Source organism: Aeromonas sp. A04, from assembly GCF_047780465.1.
GTDB classification, from domain to species: Bacteria; Pseudomonadota; Gammaproteobacteria; order Enterobacterales; family Aeromonadaceae; genus Aeromonas; species Aeromonas bestiarum.
Genome location: NZ_JBLNHP010000004.1, coordinates 48068 through 70138, shown reverse-complemented (window position 1 = coordinate 70138; position 22071 = coordinate 48068). Strand labels below are relative to the sequence as shown.

The following is a 22071-nucleotide window of genomic DNA, read 5'->3' as shown; positions in this document are numbered from 1 at the left end:
CATGTTACAACAGGACATCCGCCGCGCCGTGCGCGCCGCACTACTCGAAGACTTAGGTCAAGCCCTCACCACGCTGGACCAACCGGATGCCAGCGCCGATATCACGGCCCAGCTGATCCCGGCGGATCGCCTGGCCAGCGCCCGGGTCATCACCCGCGAGGCTGGCGTATTCTGTGGCCAGCCCTGGGTGGATGAGGTGTTCGTCCAGCTCGGTGGCGAGGTAAAAGTGGAGTGGTTGGTACAGGATGGCGAACTGCTCTCCCCCAATCAGGAGCTGTTCCGCCTGCATGGCCCGGCCCGCGTGCTGCTGACCGGCGAGCGCAACGCACTGAACTTCGTACAGACGCTCTCCGGCGTCGCCACCCTCACCGCCCGCTACGTGGCCGAACTGACGGGCACCGACTGCCGCCTGCTCGATACCCGCAAGACCCTGCCGGGGCTGCGCAGCGCCCAGAAATATGCCGTGACCTGCGGCGGTGGCAAGAACCACAGAATCGGCCTGTTCGATGCCTATCTCATCAAGGAGAACCATATCCTCGCCTGCGGCGGCATAAGCGAGGCCATCAGCGCAGCGCGCAGCCTCAATCCGGGCAAACCGGTCGAGGTGGAGGTGGAATCCCTGGCCGAGCTGGAACAGGCGCTGCTGGCCGGCGCCGACATAGTGATGCTGGACAACTTCGATATGCCCATGATGCACGACGCAGTGGCCCTCAATCAGGGCCGTGCCAAGCTGGAGGTATCCGGCAATGTCACCCTGGACACGCTGGCAGATTATGCCGCCACCGGCGTCGATTTCATCTCGGTCGGGGCGCTGACCAAGCATGTGCGGGCACTGGATCTCTCGATGCGCTTTGTCTAGTCGGGGAGGTGTCACAATCGCAGGATGACGCCGGTGACATATAACAAGATGAAGGACTTGCAAAAGGCGCCACGGGCGCCTTTTCTTTATGCAGGATCCCTCAGCAAAGGAGTGTGATGATGGACCCAGTCCCGCCAGTTAAAAAGAGTCGATAGAGACTCTTTGTCTATGATTTATATCAAGTTATCAGTAAATGACAGAAAAGTGGTTAACAAAGGCCACAACCTCTGTTGCCAAGCCGGACAGCTCGGATAAGATATTGACGTGTGGATAGTTTTCCACCGGCACTTCCCAGGAACCAAGGACAAAAGGATATTTGACATGAAGAAACAATCAGGCTTTACCCTTATCGAATTGATGATCGTGGTCGCGATCGTCGCCATCCTGGCGGCCATTGCACTGCCGGCGTATCAGACTTACACCCAAAAAGCGAAGTTTACTGAGGTTGTATCCGCGACAGGTGCTTTCAAAACCGCAATTGAAGTGTGCTACCAGACTGGTGGAGATATGTCTTTATGTGACCAAAATAGCGGTGGTGGAGTGCCATCCGCTGCAGGAGCAAGTGGATTTGTAACTAGTGTCACGGTAGGAGCGGGTGCAGCTAGTGCCGCCCGAATTACAGCAACAGGGGCTGCGCCGGTGGCCTTTACATATATCCTCGATGGCAGCGGTACTAATGGTCAGGTGACATGGGCAGTGGTCAGTAGTTCAACCTGTATTGCTGCTGGTGTTTGCTAATTTAGCATGACATCTAGCCCCAATAGCGGCCTGGCGTTAAGCCTGGCCGCTTCTTCCCTGCTCAGTGAGTCCGACTCACAGCGCTACCTGAGCCAAGCCAAGGCCCAGCGCAAGCCCTTTGTGACCTTTCTGATAGAGAACGAGATCCTCGACAGCAAGGCGCTGGCGGATTTCTGCGAGCTGGAGTATGGGGTACCTCTGCTGGATCTTGCCGCCTTCGACCTGGCCGAGATCCCGCAGAAATACCTCAATCAGAAGCTGATTGAGAAACACCATGTGCTGCCCATCTATACCCAGGGCCATACCCTCTATATCGCCATGTCGGATCCGACCAACGTCTCGGCGCTGGAGGATTTCGGCTTCAGCTTCGGGCTGCATACCGAGGCGCTGCTGGTCGAAGAGAACAAGCTGACGACCGCCATCGGCAAGCTGTTGGAGAGCGATCAGGATGCCCTCGGCATGGAGGACATCGACGAGTCCGAGATCTCTGAGCTGGAAGTCTCGGACGAAAACTCACGACTCGATGAGAGCGTCAACACCACCGACGACGACGCCCCCATCGTAAAATACATCAATAAAATCATGATGGATGCCATCAAACGTGGCGCATCCGATCTGCACTTCGAGCCCTATGAGACCAAATACCGCATCCGCTTTCGGATCGACGGCATATTGCACGAAATCGCGACGCCACCGGTCAATCTGGCCAACCGCTTCTCCGCCCGCCTCAAGGTCATGGCACGGCTCGACATCGCAGAGCGGCGGCTGCCGCAGGATGGCCGCATCAAGCTGAAACTGTCCCGCAACAAGTCCATGGACATGCGGGTCAACACCCTGCCCACCATGTGGGGAGAGAAGATAGTCATCCGCTTGCTGGACTCCTCGGCGGCGCGGCTCAACATAGAGCAACTCGGCTTCGACGACCGGCAGAAGGCCCAATATCTGCGTGCCCTCTCCAAGCCGCAGGGCATGATCTTGGTGACAGGCCCTACCGGCTCGGGTAAGACGGTCTCCCTCTACACCGGTCTCAATATTCTCAACACCACGGAGGTGAACATCTCCACCGCCGAAGATCCGGTGGAGATCAACCTGCCAGGCGTCAATCAGGTACAGGTCAACCCCAAGGCAGGGCTTACCTTCGCCAGTGCCCTGCGCTCCTTTCTTCGCCAGGATCCCGATGTGGTCATGGTGGGGGAGATCCGGGATCTGGAAACCGCCGAGATCGCCATCAAGGCCGCTCAGACAGGCCACTTGGTGCTCTCCACCCTGCACACCAACTCGGCCGCCGAAACCCTGACCCGCATGATGAACATGGGAGTGCCCGCCTTCAACATCGCCTCCTCGGTGACCCTGATCATGGCCCAGCGACTCGCCCGCAAGCTGTGCGATCATTGCAAGGCCGCCGAGGTGGTACCCGAAGCCGAACTGCTGGAGCTGGGATTCACCCAGCAGCAGCTGGCAGCTGGACTACGCCTGTTCAAACCCGTGGGGTGCAAGGATTGCTCGGGTGGCTACAAAGGGCGGGTCGGTATCTACGAAATCATGCTAATGTCTGAAAACATTGCAAAATTGATCATGCAAGGTGCCAACTCTCTGCAAATTGCGGCCATTGCTCAAAAAGAGGGGATGCGCACTCTGCGTATATCAGGCCTTGAGAAGGCTCGTCTGGGAGTGACCAGCCTGGCAGAAATCAATCGGGTGACCACCAACTGACAGTGCATATCGATCGAGCTGATTCATCCAGGTGTCGCCAAGCCGGCGCCCCTGAGGATTTCCATCAGGCCAAGGCAACCCGCATAGCAAGGTATTGAGCGGGATACCAGAGCCCAATTGCAGGACGCAGTGATGGCAACGCTAACGCAGAAACAGAATGCCCCCAAGAAAGTCTTCGCCTTCCGCTGGAGCGGAGTGAACCGCAAGGGTCAGAAGGTCTCCGGTGAATTGCAGGCCGACAGTATCAACACGGTCAAGGCGGAACTGCGCAAGCAGGGCGTCAACGTCACCAAGGTGAGCAAGAAGAGCCAGGGGTTATTCTCCAAGGGCGGCGCCAAGATCAAGCCGATGGATATTGCCATCGTCTCCCGCCAGATGACCACAATGCTTACCGCTGGCGTTCCTCTGGTGCAGAGCCTGCAGATCATAGCCCGCAGCCACGAAAAAGCCGCGATGCGTGAACTCATGGGGCAGATTGCCGCCGACGTGGAAACCGGCACCCCCATGTCCGAGGCGCTGCGCCGCCACCCCCGACACTTTGACGATCTCTACTGCGATCTGGTGGAAGCGGGGGAGCAATCCGGTGCGCTGGAGACCATCTATGACCGCATCGCCACCTATCGGGAAAAGTCGGAAGCGCTCAAGTCCAAGATCAAGAAGGCGATGTTCTATCCAGCCATGGTCATGCTGGTCGCCATCGTTGTCACCTCCATACTGTTGCTGTTCGTCATCCCGCAGTTTGAAGATATCTTCAAGAGCTTCGGCGCAGAACTGCCCATCTTCACCCAGTTTGTCATCGGTATCTCCCGCTTCATGCAGAATTGGTGGTACGTCGTCTTTGGCGGCACAGCGCTCGCCATTTTCCTCTATGTACGCGCATGGCGCGCCTCCCAAAAGGTCAAAGACAACACCGACAAATTCATTCTCACCATACCCGTGGTCGGCATGATACTGCACAAGGCGGCCATGGCCCGCTTTGCCCGAACCCTCTCCACTACCTTCTCTGCCGGTATCCCGCTGGTGGATGCGCTGATCTCGGCCGCCGGTGCCTCCGGCAACTATGTCTATCGCACCGCCGTCATGGCCATTCGCAACGAGGTGGTCGCCGGCATGCAGATCAACGTGGCCATGCGCACTGTGGATCTCTTCCCCGACATGGTGATCCAGATGGTGATGATCGGCGAGGAGTCCGGCGCCATCGATGATATGCTCTCCAAGGTCGCTACCATCTTCGAACAGGAGGTGGACGATCTGGTTGACGGCCTAACCAGCTTGCTCGAGCCTCTCATCATGGTGGTGCTGGGGGTGCTGGTTGGCGGCATGGTCGTGGCCATGTACTTGCCTATCTTCAAGCTAGGGTCAGTTATTCACTGACCCTTTACAAATTCGAGATCTAACGTTGCTGCTCACCGATATATTCCATAGCCTACCCTGGCTCTATTTCTCGCTGGTATTTCTCTTTTCCCTGATGATCGGCAGTTTTCTCAACGTGGTGATCCATCGCCTGCCCATCATGCTGGAACGGGAATGGCAAGCCGAATATCGCAGCTACTTCAACCCTGATGACGAGGGGGTCGACGAGCCACTCTACAACCTGATGGTGCCGCGATCCTGCTGCCCCCACTGCAATCACCCCATCACGGCACTGGAAAACATCCCCCTGCTAAGCTGGCTCTGGCTCAGGGGTCGCTGCCGAGGCTGCCAGGCTCCCATATCGGCCCGCTATCCGCTGGTCGAGCTGCTGACGGCGCTGCTCTCGGTAGCCGTTGCCATGACACTCACACCGGGCTGGGGCACGTTGGCGGCCCTGCTGCTGACCTGGGTACTGATGGCACTCACCTTCATCGATCTCGACAAGATGCTGCTGCCGGACCAGCTCACCCTGCCCCTGCTGTGGGGCGGGCTGCTGTTCAATTTGCTGGGCGGTTTTGTATCGCTTGGCGATGCGGTGATCGGCGCCATGGCCGGTTATCTGGTGCTATGGAGCCTCTATTGGGCCTTCAAGCTGCTCACCGGCAAGGAGGGCATGGGCTATGGCGACTTCAAGCTGCTGGCCGCGCTGGGGGCCTGGCTAGGCTGGCAGGCGCTGCCCATAGTGCTGTTGCTCTCCTCCCTGGTCGGCGCCTTCATGGGCATAGGCCTGATCCTGTTGCGCAATCACCATCAGAGCAAACCCATTCCCTTTGGCCCCTATCTCGCCATCGCGGGCTGGATTGCGCTGCTGTGGGGCGATAGCATCACCCGCTGGTATCTCACGACTTTCCTCTGAAAAAGGGTGTGCTGACCCATGTATGTAGTTGCAATCACAGGTGGCATCGGCAGCGGTAAAACCACCATAGCCAATCAATTTGCCGAGCTGGGCATAGACGTAGTGGATGCGGACGTCATCGCTCGCGAAGTCGTGGAACCCGGCGCCCCGGCCCTTGCCGCCATCGCGGCCCATTTTGGCCCGGATGTCATCGCCTCTGATGGCCAGCTCGATCGACGCGGCCTGCGGGAGCGGGTATTCAGCGACCCGGACGCCAAGGTCTGGCTCAATGCCCTGCTCCACCCCCTGATCCGCCAGGAGATGCTGCGCCGGTGCGCCGCCACCCGCTCCCCCTATTGTCTGCTGGTGGTGCCGCTGCTGGTGGAGAACAAGCTCACCGGCCTTGCCAACCGGGTGCTGGCGATCGACGTGGACGAAGCGACCCAGATTGAGCGAACCTGCCGTCGGGACGGCGTGAGCCGAGAGCAGGCGCAGGCCATTCTGGCTGCCCAGGCGAGTCGTGCGGAACGGCTCGCAGCAGCCGATGACGTGCTGGATAACAAAAATGGCGCACCCGAGACCATAAAGCCGCGTATTTTAGCGCTGCACGAGACATATATGGCATTTGCCTCTCAACAAGCCAGCCAAGTGTGAGTACACTAGGCCGGTTTATGGCTGGCCAGGATTAGGCATGATTTACGATTTCCCCCTCAATGAAAAAAGCCGGACCTATCTTCGTCTGGAGTCCCTGTTTTCCCAGATCCGCGACAATCTGGAGAGTGACCAGTCCTGGGCACACATCGCCTTCTTCAAGGGGCTGTTCGATCTGCAGGAGCTGCTGGAACGTGGCGATCTGCGTGCCGATCTCATCAAGGATCTGGAACGTCTAGGCCAGCGTCTGAGCCACTGGGCCAACCTGCCGGATGTCGACCTGGAGCAGATCAAGCAGATGCAGCAGGAGAGCACCCAGCTCTCGCGCAACCTGCTCAGTGCCCCGCGTCCCGGTGCCAGACTGAAAGAAGATCGGCTGCTCGGCTCCATCCGCCAGCGCTTCTCCATCCCTGGCGGTCTGTGCGCCTTCGATGTGCCGCAGCTGCACCACTGGCTCGGCACCCCGGCTGTCGCTCGCCATCAGCAGATGCAGCTGTGGCTCAGCGACATCAACCTGCTGATGAATGCCATCTCCCTGCTGCTGCGGCTGTGGCGCGAATCCGGCAACTTCAGCGATCAGGTCGCCACCAACGGTTTCTTCCAGGATACCGCCGAGAGTGCCGAGCTGATCCGGATCCGCCTGCCAGGCGCCCAGCAGTGCTATCCGACGCTGAGCGGCCACAAGAACCGTTTCGCCCTGCGCTTCCTGCCAACCACGGAGCAGCAGATTGGCGATGTCCCCTTCCAGCTCGCCTGCTGCTAAGGAGCAAGAATGGTCACCAAGATAAAATGCCCGACCTGTAAAACCGAGCTGGAGTGGGGCCCCCAGAGCCCGTTTCGGCCCTTCTGTTGCAAACGCTGCCAGCTAATCGATCTGGGAGAGTGGGCCAATGAGGAGAAACGCATCCCGGGCCCCATCAATCCGGAGCTGCTACCTTACCCGGAAGAGGGTGAGCAGTGGCAATGAGCCGCGCACAAAAAAGGGCCCGCAAGGCCCTTTTTTAATTTATATGCCATATCCACGCAAATGATTCAGCGACAGATATCAAATCCGCATCAGGCGGTCAGAGAGGCTTGCAGCCGCGCCACGATAGGACCGTTGGCATCCGGGAACCGGTATTCATGCAGCGACGCCAGCGGCACCCACAGACACTCCTGCCCCTCCTTGCCGAACGGCTCGCCGCTGAAACGGGTCACCTTCCAGATATCCAGCAACACCTGCTTCTCGGGGTAGTCGTGGTGCAGCTCCATGAAGGGGGCGCAATCCAGCACCCGGATGCCAATCTCTTCCCACAGCTCCCTGTCCAGCGCGGTGAGCAGGTCTTCCCCCGCCTCCACCTTGCCACCCGGGAACTCCCAGCGATCGCCCTGATGGCGGTCTGAAGAGCGCTTGGCGATGAAGATGTCGCCTCGTTCATTCTCGATGACGCCAACCGCCACCCAGAGCCGTTTTTTCTGTTCCATCATTGTCCTCAACGTAAACACGGCAACCTGGTCATCCAGGGGGCCAAGCGGCGGGCCTGGCGTTCCCCTTGTGCCGTAAAGATATCCTGCCCCACATGCTCATTCCCATCGGGAGCGGGACGCGGCCAAGGGAGTGCCCCTGGCGGGGTGAAGCAGCGATCATGAACCAGACAGCTTTGGGCCAGGTAGCCCCAAAGCGTATCGCGCAGAAACCATTGATCTATGTTCGGCGTTTCCATCGCCTCGGGTTGATAGGCGTTGAGCAAGGGGGTCAACGGCGGCAGAACGCCGGCGATTCCCCCCCACATGCCCGCCAATACCAGATCGGTATGGCTCCACCAGTCCCGCATGATATGAAACCAGCTCCCCGATGCAAGCCAGTCATCGACGGCAACGCGCTCTCGCACGCTCAGCACTGAATCCACATCCCGCACCAGGAAGCGACCGACCCGCGGATCGTTGGCCACCTGGAAGCGCCAGCACAGACGCTGACGCTGAGATTGACCGGACACTTGCACCAGCACCTCGGCCCCCAGCTCCCGCAGACAAGCCACCAGTGCCGACGGCACGCTTTCATCCACATAGAAGCGCACGCGCCACCCGGGATAGAGATAGGTGGCCGCCAGCACGTTGTCGACAGCCCCTCGAAGATAGCGAGGCGCCTTGCCCCACAGGGAGAAGGCGATGACATCCTGCTTGCCTTCGCGGCTTGCCAGCCAGGTTTCCGGCTCATCGTCGGGCAGCGACCAGCCCTCGGGCTGATATCGGGCCGCGCAATCTTTCAGGGTCAGCGCTCTGGTGCCTGCCACAGCCGCCTCGGCATGACGTCCCAGCTTGGCCAGCGAGGCGCAGAGCGCGTCCAGCGCATGAAAATCCGACGGCGCTCGCACCAGCAGGATCTGCAGCCTCTCGACCGCACGTTCATATTGTCCCGAGCGCGACAGACTGATGCAGAGATTGCGCAGCACCTCGTCATTCTCGGGTGCCATCTGGTGCGCCATCTCCAGCACTTGCGCGGCAGAAGCCGGGTCATTACACAGGAAGAGGTAATAGGCAAACTGCAGCTGCCATGCCACAGGTTTGACGGCGGCACCGTTCAGTCGCACCAGCAACTGCTGGATCGCCGCCTGTCGCTGGCCTCCGAGCCAGCACTCATGGGCACCGGCATCCCATCCTGTCGGCATCTTGTTCATCCACTCCCTCTCCTTTTGCCGCCCTTAAATGAATGCACCGCCCGGAGGCGGTGCATTCAGCGTCACTGACAGATCAGGTCAACTGACCGTGGCAGTGCTTGTATTTCTTGCCGGAGCCGCAGGGGCAGGGATCGTTGCGCCCGACCTTCTGCTCGTCTCGCACGAAGGTGGTGTGACCCTCTTCGGCAGCGGCCTCTTCATCGGCCAGCTGGCTCTCTGCGGCGGCATGGGTATAAGTGTGGGGAGCGGCTTCCGCCTGTTGACGCTGCTGTTCTTCCAGCGCCTCCACATCACGTCCCTGCACCTGTACCCGGCTCAGTATGCTGACCACGTCGCGCTTGAGGGTTTCCAGCATCTGGGTGAACAGATCGAAGGATTCGCGCTTGTACTCCTGCTTGGGGTTCTTCTGGGCGTAACCGCGCAGATGGATGCCCTGACGCAGGTGATCCATGGCCGCCAGATGCTCCTTCCACAGGCCATCCAGGGTTTGCAGCATCACGGCTTTCTCGAAATTGCGCAGCACATCGATACCGACCATCTCCTGCTTGTGGGCATAGAGCTTGGTGGCCTCTTCCAGAATGCGCTCGCGCAGCTTCTCTTCATACAACTTGTCATCTTCCGCCAGCCACTGCTGCAGCGGCAGATCCAGCGCGAAGTCGGCCTTCAGGCGCGCTTCCAGACCCGGTACATCCCACATCTCTTCCAGAGACTGGGGCGGAATGTACTCGTCGATCACGGCGCCGTAGACGTCGTCACGGATGACGTGAATGGTGTCGGAGATGTCGTTGGTGTCCAGCAGCTCGTTGCGCTGCTCATAGACCACCTTGCGCTGGTCATTGGCCACGTCATCAAACTCGAGCAGGCTCTTGCGGATGTCGAAGTTGCGACCCTCCACCTTGCGCTGGGCGTTTTCGATGGCCTTGGTCACCCAGGGGTGCTCGATGGCTTCGCCCTCTTCCATGCCCAGCTTCTTCATCATGCCGGTCACGCGATCGGAGGCGAAGATCCGCATCAGGGTATCTTCCATGGAGAGATAGAAGCGGGAGGAACCCGGGTCACCCTGACGACCGGAACGACCGCGCAACTGGTTGTCGATGCGACGGGATTCGTGGCGCTCGGTACCTATGATGTGCAAGCCACCGGCAGCCAGCACGGCATCGTGGCGGATCTGCCAGGCGGCCTTGATTTCGCTGATCTGCTCGTCACTCGGATTCTCCAGCTGGGCAATCTCCGCCTGCCAGTTGCCACCCAGCACTATGTCGGTACCACGACCGGCCATGTTGGTGGCAATGGTGACTGCGCCGAGTTGACCCGCCTGAGCGACTATCTCAGCTTCCATGGCGTGGAACTTGGCGTTCAGCACCTTGTGCGGGATCTCTTCCTTGGTCAGGATGCCGGAGAGCAGCTCCGAGTTCTCGATGGAGACGGTACCGACCAGTACCGGCTGGCCCTTGGCCACGCACTGACGGATATCTTCGATGATGGCGGCGTATTTCTCATTGGCGGTCAGATAGACCAGATCGCCCATGTCTTTGCGCACCATCGGCTTGTTGGTCGGGATAACGACTGTATCCAGGCCATAAATCTGCTGGAATTCAAAGGCTTCGGTATCCGCAGTACCCGTCATGCCCGCCAGTTTGTCATAGAGACGGAAGTAGTTCTGGAAGGTGATGGAGGCCAGAGTCTGGTTTTCGTTCTGGATCTTGACCCCTTCCTTCGCCTCGACGGCCTGGTGCAGACCATCGGACCAGCGACGGCCCGGCATGGTGCGGCCCGTGTGTTCGTCGACGATGACGATCTCGTCTTTTTGCACTATGTAGTCGACGTTGCGCTCAAACAGGGTGTGGGCGCGCAGACCGGCGTTGACGTGGTGCAGCAGGCTGATGTTGGTGGCGGAGAACAGGGAGTCCTCTTCTGCCAGCAGCCCCTCTCGCTTGAGCAGCTCTTCCACGAAGATCTGGCCGTTTTCGGTCAACAGGGCCTGACGGTTCTTCTCGTCGACCGTGTAGTGGCCTTCACCCGTGTACTCCTCTGTGTCTTCCTTGTCCTGCTTGATCAGCTCGGGGATCAGCTTGTTGACCTGGATATAGAGGGCTGAGCTGTCTTCGGCCGGACCGGAGATGATGAGCGGGGTACGGGCTTCATCGATGAGCACGGAATCCACCTCATCCACCAGCGCGTAGTTGAGCGGACGCTGCACGCGCTGTTCCGGCGAAAACGCCATGTTGTCGCGCAGGTAATCGAAACCGAATTCGTTGTTGGTACCGTAGGTGATGTCGGCGGCGTAGGCGTCACGCTTCTGGGACGCATCCATGCCGGGCACGTTGCAGTCGACCGTCATACCGAGGAAGGTGAACAGGGGGCGGTTCGCCTCGGCATCACGCTTGGCCAGATAGTCGTTCACCGTCACCACGTGCACACCGCGACCGCTCAGGGCATTCAGGTAGGCCGGCAGGGTCGCGGTGAGGGTCTTACCTTCACCAGTCTTCATCTCGGCGATGCGGTTGGAGTTCAGCACCATGCCACCGATCAGCTGCACGTCGAAGTGACGCATGCCAAACACCCGGCGGGAGGCTTCACGCACGGTGGCGAACGCTTCCGGCAGCAACTGCTCCAGCGTCTCACCCTGCTCCAGACGCTGACGATATTCAGCTGTCTTGGCCTGCAACTCCTGATCGGACAGGGCCTCGAACTGAGGCTCCATCGCATTGATCTGTTTTACAATTTTGCGCAAAGCCTTGAGCGTTCTGTCGTTCCGGCTGCCGATAATTTTGGTGAGCAGTGTGCTAATCATGGGTACCAACTATTTCTGGTTATATAAGTGTTCCGTCACTGGAACCTGGAGAAAAAAACCTAACCCCGTCTGGCGTTAAGAAAGCGTGCGGGGTTGACCTGACGACCGTCTTTCAACACTTCGTAATGCAAATGGACCCCGGTCGCGCGACCGGTGCGTCCCATCAAGGCAATCTTCTGGCCCTCATCGACCAGGGTGCCCACTTCGACCAGCAACTTGGAGTTGTGGGCATAGCGGGTCACCAAACCATTGCCATGGTTGATCTCCACCATGTTGCCAAATTCCGGATGACGGCCCGCCCAGCTGACGATGCCCGGGCCTGTGGCCAGGATGGGAGTGCCGGGCTTGCCACGGAAATCCACCCCTTTATGCATCTTGGCGCGACCGTTGAACGGATCGACCCGACCACCGAAGCCAGATGAGACCCAAACTCGCTCCTGCTTGACCGGCGAACCGGAAATAAAACCGGCATCGGTTATATGGTGATTCATGATGAAAGATTCAAGTACCGACAGCTGCTCTTCACGACTGCTGAGCTGCTGGCTGAGATGCTTCATGGAATCCTGCAGCTCGTTGAGGCTGACTTCCAGATCCGCATCATAGGAAGGGCCGCCCATGGGGGGCAACTCCTTGAAATTGAACTCCTCGGGATCGAGGTCTGCCTTCTCGGTCAGCCGCTCGCCGAGCGCATTGAGACGACCCAGCTGCCCCTGCATGGTGCCCACCTGGGCAGCCAGCATGGCAAGCTGTTCGCGGGCTTCATCGGCCCCTTGCGTGGATTTTTGCTGTTCGGCCATGGCCAGCGCGACTTCCAGCGCCTCCATTTTCTGGTGCCAGCTCTGCCAGAGCCAACCACCACCCAGGGCCAATACAGTGAAGAGGATACCGCCGACCCAGGCCAGACGTTGTTTGGGTAAGTGCAACTTGCGTCGCTGCTTGCCGTTGAGGATCAGGGTAATGCTCATAGAAATCAGTCTGCTCGGTCAGGTGAGGCCAGGAGCCAACACGGGGAATAAAACCGGGAGATAATCGGTATTAAAGGATGGAGTAAACAAATGACGGAACGTCGGTGCGGAGAGAGGACCGACGTTCCGTTGCACAGCTATCAGGCCAGAACCAGACCGTTATCGTAGTAAGCGATGGGCGCTTTGTCGCCCTCACCCTCGAAGGTCACCAGTTCCCAGGCCTCCTGCTTGGCCAGCAAGGCACGCAGCAGCTTGTTGTTCAGGGCATGACCCGTCTTGTAGGCACGGAATTCGCCAATGATGCTGCGGTTACACATGTACAGGTCACCAATCGCATCCAACATCTTGTGTTTGACGAATTCGTCTTCATAACGCAGACCATCTTCGTTCAGTACCCGATAGTCATCCAGCACCACGGCGTTTTCCAGGCTTCCGCCCAGCGCCAGATTCTGGGAACGCAGGTACTCGATGTCACGCATGAAACCGAAAGTACGGGCACGACTGATCTCTTTCACGAAAGAGGCACCGGAGAAATCCAGCACGCAACGCTGATTGCGTCCTTCAAATACCGGATGCTGAAAGTCGATCTCGAGATCCATTTTGAAGCCATTGCGATAGGGGTGGAATTCCGCCCACTTGTCGCCGTCTTCAACCCGGATGCTCTGCTTGATCCGCACAAACTGCTTGGCCGCATTTTGCTCACGGATACCGACTTCTTGCAGCAGGTAGATAAAGGGGTGCGCACTGCCGTCCATCACCGGGATCTCGGGCGCGTCAACCTCGACATAGAGGTTGTCGATCCCCATCCCGGCCAGCGCGGCAGAGAGGTGCTCAATTGTAGAGACACGGACACCGGCTTCGTTGACCAGAGCGGTACAAAGCACGGTATCACGCACCTGATCGGCATTGGCTGGCAGCGCTACCACAGGATCAAGATCGGTACGCAAGTAAACGATCCCTGTGTTAACAGGCGCCGGACGGAACGTCATTGTGACTTTCCGGCCCGAATGCAGGCCCACACCGGTGGCCTGGACACTCGTTTTCAAGGTTCTTTGTCTAATCATGGGCGTATCCGCTTAACAGCTCATATTCCGGACCAGATGGTCGTTGGCAGGCCATCTTAGCACATTCCTTAAGCAACAAACAAACTAGTGCCATTAGAGGCTTAGTCAGCTTGCTTGCGCAGGAACGCAGGAATATCGAGATAATCCGGTTCGCGACGAGCTTGCGGCTCGGCGTTGACCACCTTGGCCGGGGCCTCTTCCATCACGCGAGACTGCAGGGCTTCGCTGATCAGGGGCTGACGGGCCGGACGCTCTTGTACCATGTTGTTCTTCACCAGCGTGATGTCGGGCTTGCGCTCGGCACCGATACCGGTGGCAACCACGGTCACACGCAGTTCGTCATGCATTTCCGGGTCGATTACGGTACCCACCACCACGGTGGCGTTCTCGGAGGCGAAGGCCTTGACCGCGTTACCCACGGTTTCGAACTCTTCGATGGTCATGTCCATGCCGGCGGTGATGTTGACCAGGATGCCACGGGCACCGGCCAGATCCACGTCTTCCAGCAGCGGGCTGGAGATGGCCTTCTCGGCCGCTTCTTCGGCACGATCATCACCGGAGGCGGAACCTGTACCCATCATGGCGGTACCCATTTCACGCATCACGGTACGCACGTCCGCGAAGTCGACGTTGATCAAGCCCGGACGGGTGATCAGCTCGGCAATGCCCTGTACCGCACCCAGCAGCACATCGTTGGCCGCCTTGAAGGCGTCCAGCAGAGAGATGCCACGACCCAGCACCTTCAGCAACTTGTCGTTGGGGATGGTGATCAGGGAGTCGACGTTCTTGGACAGCTCTTCGATGCCGTGGGCGGCGAAGCCCATCCGCTTCTTCCCTTCGAAGGAGAACGGCTTGGTTACGACAGCAACTGTCAGTATGCCCATCTCGCGGGCCACTTCGGCCACGATAGGCGCAGCACCTGTACCCGTACCACCACCCATGCCGGCGGCGATGAACACCATGTCGGAACCGGTCAGCAGCTCACGCAGCGCTTCCCTGTCTTCCATGGCCGCATCACGACCCACTTCCGGATTGGCTCCGGCACCCAGACCCTTGGTGATGCCACCGCCGATCTGCAGGGTTGTGTTGGCGCTGGAGTTACGCAGAGCCTGGGCGTCGGTGTTGACGGTAATGAACTCGACACCTTCGATGTTTTGACGAACCATGTGCTCGACCGCGTTACCGCCGCCGCCACCCACACCAATCACTTTAATGACGGCTTCGTCAGTGTGGCTATCCATAAATTCAAACATGTTGTCTCTCCGCTTTATTTGCCTGACTCAGCAAAATTCTTAGAACTCGCCACGCAGCCAGTTGCTAACCCGTTTGACCAGGCCACCGACGCTTGCCTTGGCGGCATATTCTTTGTTGCTACCAGTGGCTTGATGGGTGCGGCCATACTGCAGCAACCCGACCGCAGTCGAGTACACAGGCGCCTGCACGTAATCACTCAAACCACGTATGTTCATGGGCTCTCCTACCCGGACCTGGCTCTGGAATATCTGCTCTGCGCACTCCACAATGCCTTCGATCTGGGCAGCGCCGCCGGTCAAGACCACACCGGCAGCCAGCTGATGCTTGACCCCCTGCGCTTTCAATTCGCTTTGTACCCGCACCAGCTCATCATTCACCATGGAGAGCAACTCGGTGTAACGGGGCTCAATCACTTCGGCCAGTGTCTGCCGTTGCAGGCTACGCGCCGGACGACCGCCGACACTGGGTACTTCAATATTGTCTTCCTTGCTGACCAGACGGCCGAGGGCGCAGCCGTAGCGCACCTTGATCGCTTCTGCGTCCAGCGGCGGTGTGCCGAAGGCGTAGGCGATGTCGCTGGTCACAGTGCTGCCGGCGTACGGGATCACCTTGGTGTGGCGCAGGGCACCGCCGGTAAACAGCGACATGTCCATGGTACCGCCACCTATGTCCACCACGCAGACACCCAGCTCTTTCTCGTCTTCGGTCAGCACGGCATAGCTGGAAGCCAGCGCGGAGAAGATCAGCTGATCCACCCGCAGACCGACTTTCTCCACACATTTCTCAATGTTGCGGGCCATGTCGTTGTGGCAGGTGATCAGGTGCACCTTGGCGGCCATCCGGACCCCGGACAGACCGACCGGGTTCTTGATCCCTTCCTGATAGTCGATGGCGAACTCCTGGGGCAGCACATGCAGCACCCGCAGCTCATCGGACAAGCGCACCGATTTGGCGGTGTGGATGACGTTGTCCACGTCCTCCTGGGTCACCTCCTCATCGGAGATGGGCACCATGCCGGTTTCGTTGCGGCAATCGATGTGCTTGCCGGACAGCCCCAGATACACGGAACTGATCTGGCAGTCGGCCATCATCTCGGCCTCTTCCACCGCACGACGCAGGGACTTGACCACGGAATCGAGATCGTTGACCCCGCCCTTATCCATGCCACGAGAGGCGTGACTGCCCATGCCGATGACATTGAGCTCACCGTCTGGCAGCACTTCGCCAACCAGAACCGCCACCTTGGTTGTGCCGATATCCAGTCCGACAATCAGATTTCTATCTGCGGTTTTGGTCATTCACTTTCTCTTCGTTCTTCTTCCAGCCAACTGCCATTCCGGTGTCGTATCGAAGATCCACATAAGCAACCTGCTCACGGGGTTCGATGATCGGAAAAGCATCGATAAACCGCTGCAGTCGAAGCGCTATATCCGAGCGCCCCAAAAACAGCTGAATGTTGCCATCCAGGGTCAGTTCCCAGGCATGGCGGGGAGTCAGATTCACTCCCAGCAGCTTGTATCCCTTGGCCGCCAGCTGCGCCTCGTACTGACGGCTGGCTTCCAGTACCTTGACGGCCTGATCTTCAGGCCCGGATAGCTGCATCAGGGGGGTCTTCACCCTGTCCGGCGCACTGAACACCTCACCCTTGGTGTTGACGAAGCGGTTGCCATTCCAGCGTGCCGCTACCGCCTGCTCGGTGAGATAGACCTTGATCTTGTTGGGCCACTTCTTGCGTACAGAGACCTGGGCCACCCAAGGCAAGGCGTTCAATCGCGCCTGCAATTCGTTTACATCCAGCTCGAAGAAGTTACGCAGCTCGGCACCATCCAGCACGGCGTTACGCAACTCGTCGGTCTGCAAATACTGGTGTTGCCCCTGCAGCAACAGCTCGCTCATGGGCAACCGATTGGCATCCGTCAGCCAACCTTTAACATCCAGCGCTGTCTGGTAGAAGCCCCACATGACCAGGATGAAAAATCCCACCCCTGCAATGAAGCCACCCTTGGTGCGCCCTTGTGCCCTTGCCTCCACCCGATCTTTCCCCGTTTAACGCGCCATGCCGGCCCTTTGCAGACCGGTCCGCCATTATATAGGCCCCGGCTTGGCGGTCAAAATACTCATTGGGCCCTCAGGCGCCGGATTTCATGCTCTCTATGCTCAATTTCATCTCGCCGAGACGGCGTGCCAGTGCGCCTACGTTGCCCGCGCCCTGGGTCAGCACCAGATCCCCCTCGCCGACCAGTCCTGCCAGCACGGCGGGTACGTCGTCCGGGGTAGCGACAAAGATGGGTTCCAGGTTGCCACGGGAGCGGATGGAGCGGCACAGGGCGCGGCCATCGGCCCCCGGAATGGGCTCTTCACCGGCGGCATAGACCTCCAGCATCACCAGCACATCCACCTTGGAGAGCACGTCCGCAAAATCTTCATAGAGATCGCGGGTACGGGTGTAGCGGTGCGGCTGGAATACCATGACCAGGCGCTTCTCGGGCCAGCCGGCACGAGCGGCGTTGATGGTCACCTTGACTTCGCTCGGGTGGTGACCGTAGTCGTCCACCAGCATGGCCTTGCCACGGCCGGTCTCGAATTCGCCATATTGCTGGAAGCGGCGACCCACGCCTTCAAACTTGGCCAGCGCACGGATGATGGCATCATCGCCGATCCCGTCTTCGGTAGCGACCGCAATCGCTGCGGCGGCATTGAGCGCATTGTGGATACCCGGCAGGTTCAGGGTCACTTCCAGCTCACCGGCGCCCGCGCGACGGACCCGGAAACGGCTGCGGTTGCTGGTCTGCACGAAGTCCAGCACCTGTACGTCGGCATCATCGCAGAGACCATAGGTGATGGTCGGACGGGCGATCTCGGGCAGCATGCCACGGATCACGGGATCATCCACACACACCACGGCCAGACCGTAGAAGGGCAGGTTGTGCAAAAAGTCGATGAAGGTGGCCTTCAGGCGGGAGAAGTCACCGCCGTAGGTGTCCATGTGATCCGCTTCGATGTTGGTCACGATGGAAACCATGGGCTGCAGATGCAGGAAGGAGGCGTCGCTCTCGTCCGCTTCGGCGATCAGATAGCGGCTGCTGCCCAGACGGGCATTGGTGCCGGCGCTGTTGAGCAGGCCGCCGATGACGAAGGTCGGATCACGATCGGCTTCGGCATAGATGCTCGCCACCAGGCTGGTGGTGGTGGTCTTGCCGTGGGTGCCGGCGATGGCGATGCCGTGACGGAAACGCATCAGCTCGGCCAGCATCTCGGCGCGGCGCACCACTGGGATACGCAGCTCGCGGGCGGCCAGCAGCTCGGGGTTGTCCTGCTTGATGGCGGTAGAGACCACCACCACGCTCGCCTCGCTCACATGCTCGGCGCTGTGGCCCACGAAGATATGAGCCCCCAGCGACGCCAGCCGCTCGGTCACCGCATTGCGGGCCAGATCCGAGCCGGTTACCTGATACCCTTCGTTGGCAAGCACCTCGGCGATCCCGCCCATACCGGCGCCACCTATGCCGATAAAGTGGATGCGACGCACGCGACGCATTTCGGGGATCACGGTACGCAGTTTTGCCAGTTCAACCTTGGTCATAGTTCTCTCTCAGTCTGCCCAGCGGCGAGTCGTTTACACTCATCGGCAACCCGCTCGGCGGCATCGGTAATAGCGACGCGACGGGCAGCTTGGGCCATGTTCAATAGGGTTTCCCTGCGGCCGGCAAGCCAGCTGAGGCGTGCGGCCAGCGAGGCCGTGGTCAGCTCGGATTGGGGCAGGAATTCAGCACCGCCGCCGTCAACCAGGGTCAGGGCATTGCGGGTCTGGTGATCATCCACCGCATGGGGCAGTGGCACAAAAATGGCGGCGACCCCGGCGGCAGCCACTTCGGAGACCGTCAGGGCCCCCGCGCGGCACACCACCAGATCGGCCCAGGCGTAGGCATCGGCCATGTCCTTGATAAATTCGCTCACCTCGGCCTCGACGCCCTGCCCGGCATACGCCTGCGCGACGGCCTCACGGTTACCCTTGCCGCACTGATGACGCACCGCAATGGGGACACCGGCAGCGGCAACGGCTGGCGGAACCTGTTCGTTGAGCACCCGGGCCCCCAGGCTGCCACCGACGATCAGCAGGTGCAGCGGCTCTGCGCTGCTGCGCAGTTGCGGATCCGGCAGGGCAACCACTTCGGGACGTACCGGATTGCCCACCACGGCGGTGCGACGACTCGGTGCAAACGCCCCCGGGAACGCCATCAGCACCCGCTTGGCGAGGCGCGCCAGCAGCTTGTTGGTCAGGCCGGCCGCCGCATTCTGCTCGTGCAACAGCAAGGGAATGCCGGACAGCCAGGCCGCCACGCCGCCCGGGCCGGAGGCAAAACCCCCCATGCCGAGCACCACGTCGGGCCGTATGGTCTTGAGCACACGGCGCGCCTGCAGCACGGATTTGACGATGCGATAGGGGGCAGCCAGCAGACGCTTGATGCCATTGCCGCGCACCCCCTGTATGTCGATGAAGGAGATGGGATAACCGTGGGCAGGCACCAGCTCGGCCTCCATCCGGTCAGCGGTGCCGAGCCAGTGAATGGTCCAGCCCTGGGCCTTGAGGCGATCGGCCACGGCCAGGCCGGGGAACACATGGCCCCCGGTACCGCCCGCCATCACCAACAGAGTCTTGCTCACGAAACCTCCCGCACGCGCGCCTGGGCACTGGCCTGGCGCAACTCGAAATCGATACGAATCAACATGCTCACCGCCACCATCATGATGATGAGACTGGAACCACCGTAGCTGACCAGCGGCAGGGTCAGACCCTTGGTCGGCATCATGCCGCTGGCGGCACCGACGTTGACGAAGGTCTGGAAGCTGAACCAGATGCCGATGCCGATGGCCAGATAGCCTTCATACAAGCGCTCGGCCACCAGCGCCTGGTGCCCCAGCTTGAGTGCCTTGAATGCCAGCGCGAAGATGAGGAAGAGCGCGCCCAGCACGCCCACGTAGCCCAGCTCTTCGCCCAGGATCGCAAACACGAAGTCGGTGTGCGCCTCCGGCAGGTACTCCATCTTCTGGATCGAGTTGCCAAGCCCCTCGCCAAACCAGCTGCCACGACCAAACGCCATCAGTGACTGGGTCAGCTGATAGCCGCTGCCGAACGGATCGGCCCAGGGGTCGAGGAAGGAGGTCACCCGCCGCATCCGGTAAGGCTCGGCGATGATCAGGGTCACTACCGCGCTCACCCCCACCAGGATGAGGCCGATGAACTGCACCAGCCGCGCCCCCGCCAGGAACAGCATGCCCAGGGAGGTCACAAACATCACCACCACGGATCCCAGGTCGGGCTGGGCCAGCAGCAGTATGGCCACCACGAACAGCACGGCCATCGGCTTCATGAAGCCGATGAAGCGCTCGCGTACCTCGCTCTGACGGCGCACCAGGTAACCCGCCAGATAGACGAACAGCGCCAGCTTGCCGAACTCGGCCGGCTGCAGGTTGAAGGGGCCGAGCGGCAGCCAGCGGATGGAACCGTTGACGCTGCGGCCCACCAGCAGCACCAGCACCAGCATTATGATGGCGAGCACCAGCATGGGGCCGTTGTAGTGCTGCCAGCGGGCCATGGGCACCTGCAGCACGAACCAGGAGATGCCGAGCGCCATCACCAGGAAGAGGCCGTGGCGCTTCACGAACATGAAGGGATCGTTGTTGATGGCGATCCCCTCCGGGATCGAGGCCGAGGCCACGATCACCAGACCCACAGCCATCAAGGCCAGTGCCAGCACCACCAGTTGCCGATCGTAGAGGCCAGCCGGACGCGCCGGTAACAACCAGCGTTGCAGCACACCTGCGACGGCGCCAAGGGCGTTCATAAGGTCTGCACCAGCTCGGTGAAACGATCACCGCGCGCTTCGAAAGATTTGAACTGATCCAGGCTGGCGCAGGCCGGCGCCAGCAGCACCCAGTCACCAGGACGGGCATCGGCCGCCGCCTTGGCAACCGCAGCCTCGAGGGAGTCGACCCGCTCGGTCTGCTCGCCCAGCGCCAGCAGCACCTCGGCATCCTGACCGAAGCAGTACATGTGATCGATCTGGCTGCCGAGCAGCGCCTGCACAGGGCCAAAGTCCTGGCCCTTGCCCTGGCCACCGGCCAGCAACAGCAGACGGCCCTTCACAGATTCACGCACACCGGCCACGGCGGCCAGGGTGGCCCCCACGTTGGTGGCCTTAGAGTCGTTGATCCAGCGCACCCCGTTTACCTCCCGCACGAAGCGGGCGCGGTGGGGCAGGCCTTCGAAGCGGCGCAGCACGGCGAGTTGCGGCTCGCGGGGAATGCCCACCGCATCGCACAGGGCCATGGCCGCCAGCGCGTTGGCCTGATTGTGGGCACCGACAATCTTCATTTCGTCCACGGCGAGCAGTGGCTCCCCATGCAGGGTCAGCCAGTGGCGGCCCTCCAGCAGGCAGCGGCCATAGCCGTTGCAGTCGAGGCCGAAGCTCTGCCACACCTGACCCACATCGGGCAGGGTCTGGGCATCGTCGCGGTTGATCAGGATGTGCTGGGAATGCTGATGGATCTCCATCTTGGCAGCGCGGTAGTCGGCCATGCCCTGATAGCGATCCATATGATCTTCACTGAGGTTTAACACCACGGAGGCGGCGGCACGCAGGCTGTGGGTGGTCTCCAGCTGGAAGCTGGAGAGCTCCAGCACGCAGAGATCCATCGGCTGCTTGAGCAGCTCCAGCGCCGGGGTACCTATGTTGCCACCGACCCCGACCTTGAGGCCCGCCTCGGCAATCATCTCGCCAACCAGGGTGGTGACAGTGCTCTTGCCGTTGGAGCCGGTGATGGCGATGACAGGCACCTGGGTCTCGCGCACGAACAGCTCGATATCGCCGACTATGCTCACCCCGAACTCGGCCGCGGCTTTCAGCTCGGGGGTCGCCAGGGCAATGCCCGGGCTCGCCACTATCATGTGGGCCTGCTTGAGCAGATCGCCGTCCAGCCCCTGGATCAGTTCGACCTCGGCGGGCAGTTGATCCTTGCCCGGCGGGTTGGCGCGGGTATCCATCACCAGAGGCGTGACGCCACGGCCGAGGAAGTAATCGACGCAGGAGAGTCCGGTTTTGCCGAGTCCTATGATGATGACCATGG

The 22071-nt window shown here is 60.3% G+C and carries 20 protein-coding genes; 8 read left to right on the top strand and 12 right to left on the bottom strand.

Features of this window, described 5'->3' with window-relative positions; translation table 11 throughout:
* Position 1 precedes the first annotated feature (1 nt).
* The 8 genes from nadC to yacG all read left to right on the top strand — a co-directional run bounded on the left by nadC (position 2) and on the right by yacG (position 7176).
* Positions 2–859, top strand: coding sequence for a carboxylating nicotinate-nucleotide diphosphorylase (gene nadC / locus ACM3N8_RS13825; RefSeq protein ID WP_241325616.1), 858 nt, complete (start codon positions 2–4; stop codon positions 857–859).
* Between the two features lie 321 nt (positions 860–1180).
* Positions 1181–1597 carry a type IVa pilus major pilin TapA gene (gene tapA / locus ACM3N8_RS13820; protein WP_098985023.1) on the top strand — a complete coding sequence of 139 codons (417 nt, stop codon included), beginning with the start codon at positions 1181–1183 and terminating at the stop codon, positions 1595–1597.
* Positions 1598–1603: 6 nt separating this feature from the next.
* A complete protein-coding gene (gene tapB / locus ACM3N8_RS13815) occupies positions 1604–3310 on the top strand; it encodes a PilB family type IVa pilus assembly ATPase TapB (protein WP_103472093.1) in 1707 nt (568 codons plus the stop codon).
* 132 nt (positions 3311–3442) lie between these two features.
* Positions 3443–4684 carry a type II secretion system F family protein gene (locus ACM3N8_RS13810; RefSeq protein WP_103472092.1) on the top strand — a complete coding sequence of 414 codons (1242 nt, stop codon included), beginning with the start codon at positions 3443–3445 and terminating at the stop codon, positions 4682–4684.
* Positions 4685–4778: 94 nt separating this feature from the next.
* On the top strand, positions 4779–5579 hold the full coding sequence (gene tapD, locus ACM3N8_RS13805; RefSeq protein ID WP_290018623.1) for a type IVa prepilin peptidase/methyltransferase TapD: 801 nt from the start codon (positions 4779–4781) through the stop codon (positions 5577–5579).
* Positions 5580–5597: 18 nt separating this feature from the next.
* The gene (coaE, locus tag ACM3N8_RS13800) at positions 5598–6212 is read left to right on the top strand and encodes a dephospho-CoA kinase (protein WP_290018445.1); all 615 of its coding nucleotides are present in this window, start codon (positions 5598–5600) and stop codon (positions 6210–6212) included.
* 37 nt (positions 6213–6249) lie between these two features.
* Positions 6250–6972, top strand: a complete 723-nt coding sequence (zapD, locus tag ACM3N8_RS13795) for a cell division protein ZapD (protein WP_241325618.1) — start codon at positions 6250–6252, stop codon at positions 6970–6972.
* 9 nt (positions 6973–6981) lie between these two features.
* The gene (gene yacG, locus ACM3N8_RS13790; protein ID WP_043139929.1) at positions 6982–7176 is read left to right on the top strand and encodes a DNA gyrase inhibitor YacG; all 195 of its coding nucleotides are present in this window, start codon (positions 6982–6984) and stop codon (positions 7174–7176) included.
* Positions 7177–7265: 89 nt separating this feature from the next.
* Here yacG and mutT read toward each other — a convergent pair whose 3' ends face one another.
* The 12 genes from mutT to murD all read right to left on the bottom strand — a co-directional run bounded on the left by mutT (position 7266) and on the right by murD (position 22069).
* Complete coding sequence (gene mutT / locus ACM3N8_RS13785; RefSeq protein WP_098981871.1) at positions 7266–7673, bottom strand: 8-oxo-dGTP diphosphatase MutT; 408 nt, start codon at positions 7671–7673, stop codon at positions 7266–7268.
* Between the two features lie 8 nt (positions 7674–7681).
* On the bottom strand, positions 7682–8866 hold the full coding sequence (locus ACM3N8_RS13780) for a tetratricopeptide repeat protein (protein WP_416016232.1): 1185 nt from the start codon (positions 8864–8866) through the stop codon (positions 7682–7684).
* A gap of 73 nt (positions 8867–8939) precedes the next feature.
* Positions 8940–11660 carry a preprotein translocase subunit SecA gene (secA, locus tag ACM3N8_RS13775; protein ID WP_043139934.1) on the bottom strand — a complete coding sequence of 907 codons (2721 nt, stop codon included), beginning with the start codon at positions 11658–11660 and terminating at the stop codon, positions 8940–8942.
* Between the two features lie 59 nt (positions 11661–11719).
* Positions 11720–12625, bottom strand: a complete 906-nt coding sequence (locus ACM3N8_RS13770; RefSeq protein WP_042868002.1) for a M23 family metallopeptidase — start codon at positions 12623–12625, stop codon at positions 11720–11722.
* A gap of 140 nt (positions 12626–12765) precedes the next feature.
* A complete protein-coding gene (lpxC, locus tag ACM3N8_RS13765; protein WP_043139938.1) occupies positions 12766–13689 on the bottom strand; it encodes a UDP-3-O-acyl-N-acetylglucosamine deacetylase in 924 nt (307 codons plus the stop codon).
* 101 nt (positions 13690–13790) lie between these two features.
* Positions 13791–14942, bottom strand: a complete 1152-nt coding sequence (ftsZ, locus tag ACM3N8_RS13760; protein WP_005305686.1) for a cell division protein FtsZ — start codon at positions 14940–14942, stop codon at positions 13791–13793.
* 39 nt (positions 14943–14981) lie between these two features.
* Positions 14982–16241, bottom strand: coding sequence for a cell division protein FtsA (gene ftsA / locus ACM3N8_RS13755; RefSeq protein ID WP_042867998.1), 1260 nt, complete (start codon positions 16239–16241; stop codon positions 14982–14984).
* Positions 16222–16974 (bottom strand): cell division protein FtsQ/DivIB, encoded by a 753-nt coding sequence (locus ACM3N8_RS13750; RefSeq protein WP_043139940.1) that lies wholly within the window; start codon positions 16972–16974, stop codon positions 16222–16224. Before ACM3N8_RS13750 ends, ftsA begins: the two co-directional genes overlap by 20 nt.
* Before the next feature lie 97 nt (positions 16975–17071).
* Positions 17072–18526 carry a UDP-N-acetylmuramate--L-alanine ligase gene (gene murC, locus ACM3N8_RS13745; RefSeq protein ID WP_042867995.1) on the bottom strand — a complete coding sequence of 485 codons (1455 nt, stop codon included), beginning with the start codon at positions 18524–18526 and terminating at the stop codon, positions 17072–17074.
* Complete coding sequence (gene murG, locus ACM3N8_RS13740; protein ID WP_043554335.1) at positions 18523–19608, bottom strand: undecaprenyldiphospho-muramoylpentapeptide beta-N-acetylglucosaminyltransferase; 1086 nt, start codon at positions 19606–19608, stop codon at positions 18523–18525. Before murG ends, murC begins: the two co-directional genes overlap by 4 nt.
* Complete coding sequence (gene ftsW / locus ACM3N8_RS13735; RefSeq protein WP_098981864.1) at positions 19605–20789, bottom strand: cell division protein FtsW; 1185 nt, start codon at positions 20787–20789, stop codon at positions 19605–19607. Before ftsW ends, murG begins: the two co-directional genes overlap by 4 nt.
* Entirely contained in the window at positions 20786–22069 is a 1284-nt protein-coding gene (gene murD, locus ACM3N8_RS13730) for a UDP-N-acetylmuramoyl-L-alanine--D-glutamate ligase (RefSeq protein ID WP_290018438.1), read from the bottom strand. Before murD ends, ftsW begins: the two co-directional genes overlap by 4 nt.
* Positions 22070–22071: the final 2 nt, after the last annotated feature.

Excerpts from the sequence above, each read along its gene's own strand:
- nadC (WP_241325616.1), top strand. The coding sequence starts at position 2 with ATGTTACAACAGGACATCCGCCGCGCCGTGCGCGCCGCACTACTCGAA.
- mutT (WP_098981871.1), bottom strand. The coding sequence starts at position 7,673 with ATGGAACAGAAAAAACGGCTCTGGGTGGCGGTTGGCGTCATCGAGAAT.
- coaE (WP_290018445.1), top strand. The coding sequence starts at position 5,598 with ATGTATGTAGTTGCAATCACAGGTGGCATCGGCAGCGGTAAAACCACC.
- murD (WP_290018438.1), bottom strand. The coding sequence starts at position 22,069 with ATGGTCATCATCATAGGACTCGGCAAAACCGGACTCTCCTGCGTCGAT.
- secA (WP_043139934.1), bottom strand. The coding sequence starts at position 11,660 with ATGATTAGCACACTGCTCACCAAAATTATCGGCAGCCGGAACGACAGA.
- ftsA (WP_042867998.1), bottom strand. The coding sequence starts at position 16,241 with ATGACCAAAACCGCAGATAGAAATCTGATTGTCGGACTGGATATCGGC.
- ftsW (WP_098981864.1), bottom strand. The coding sequence starts at position 20,789 with ATGAACGCCCTTGGCGCCGTCGCAGGTGTGCTGCAACGCTGGTTGTTA.
- ACM3N8_RS13780 (WP_416016232.1), bottom strand. The coding sequence starts at position 8,866 with ATGAACAAGATGCCGACAGGATGGGATGCCGGTGCCCATGAGTGCTGG.
- tapD (WP_290018623.1), top strand. The coding sequence starts at position 4,779 with ATGATCGGCAGTTTTCTCAACGTGGTGATCCATCGCCTGCCCATCATG.
- murC (WP_042867995.1), bottom strand. The coding sequence starts at position 18,526 with ATGACCAAGGTTGAACTGGCAAAACTGCGTACCGTGATCCCCGAAATG.
- ACM3N8_RS13770 (WP_042868002.1), bottom strand. The coding sequence starts at position 12,625 with ATGAGCATTACCCTGATCCTCAACGGCAAGCAGCGACGCAAGTTGCAC.
- zapD (WP_241325618.1), top strand. The coding sequence starts at position 6,250 with ATGATTTACGATTTCCCCCTCAATGAAAAAAGCCGGACCTATCTTCGT.
- tapA (WP_098985023.1), top strand. The coding sequence starts at position 1,181 with ATGAAGAAACAATCAGGCTTTACCCTTATCGAATTGATGATCGTGGTC.
- ACM3N8_RS13810 (WP_103472092.1), top strand. The coding sequence starts at position 3,443 with ATGGCAACGCTAACGCAGAAACAGAATGCCCCCAAGAAAGTCTTCGCC.
- yacG (WP_043139929.1), top strand. The coding sequence starts at position 6,982 with ATGGTCACCAAGATAAAATGCCCGACCTGTAAAACCGAGCTGGAGTGG.
- ftsZ (WP_005305686.1), bottom strand. The coding sequence starts at position 14,942 with ATGTTTGAATTTATGGATAGCCACACTGACGAAGCCGTCATTAAAGTG.
- lpxC (WP_043139938.1), bottom strand. The coding sequence starts at position 13,689 with ATGATTAGACAAAGAACCTTGAAAACGAGTGTCCAGGCCACCGGTGTG.
- tapB (WP_103472093.1), top strand. The coding sequence starts at position 1,604 with ATGACATCTAGCCCCAATAGCGGCCTGGCGTTAAGCCTGGCCGCTTCT.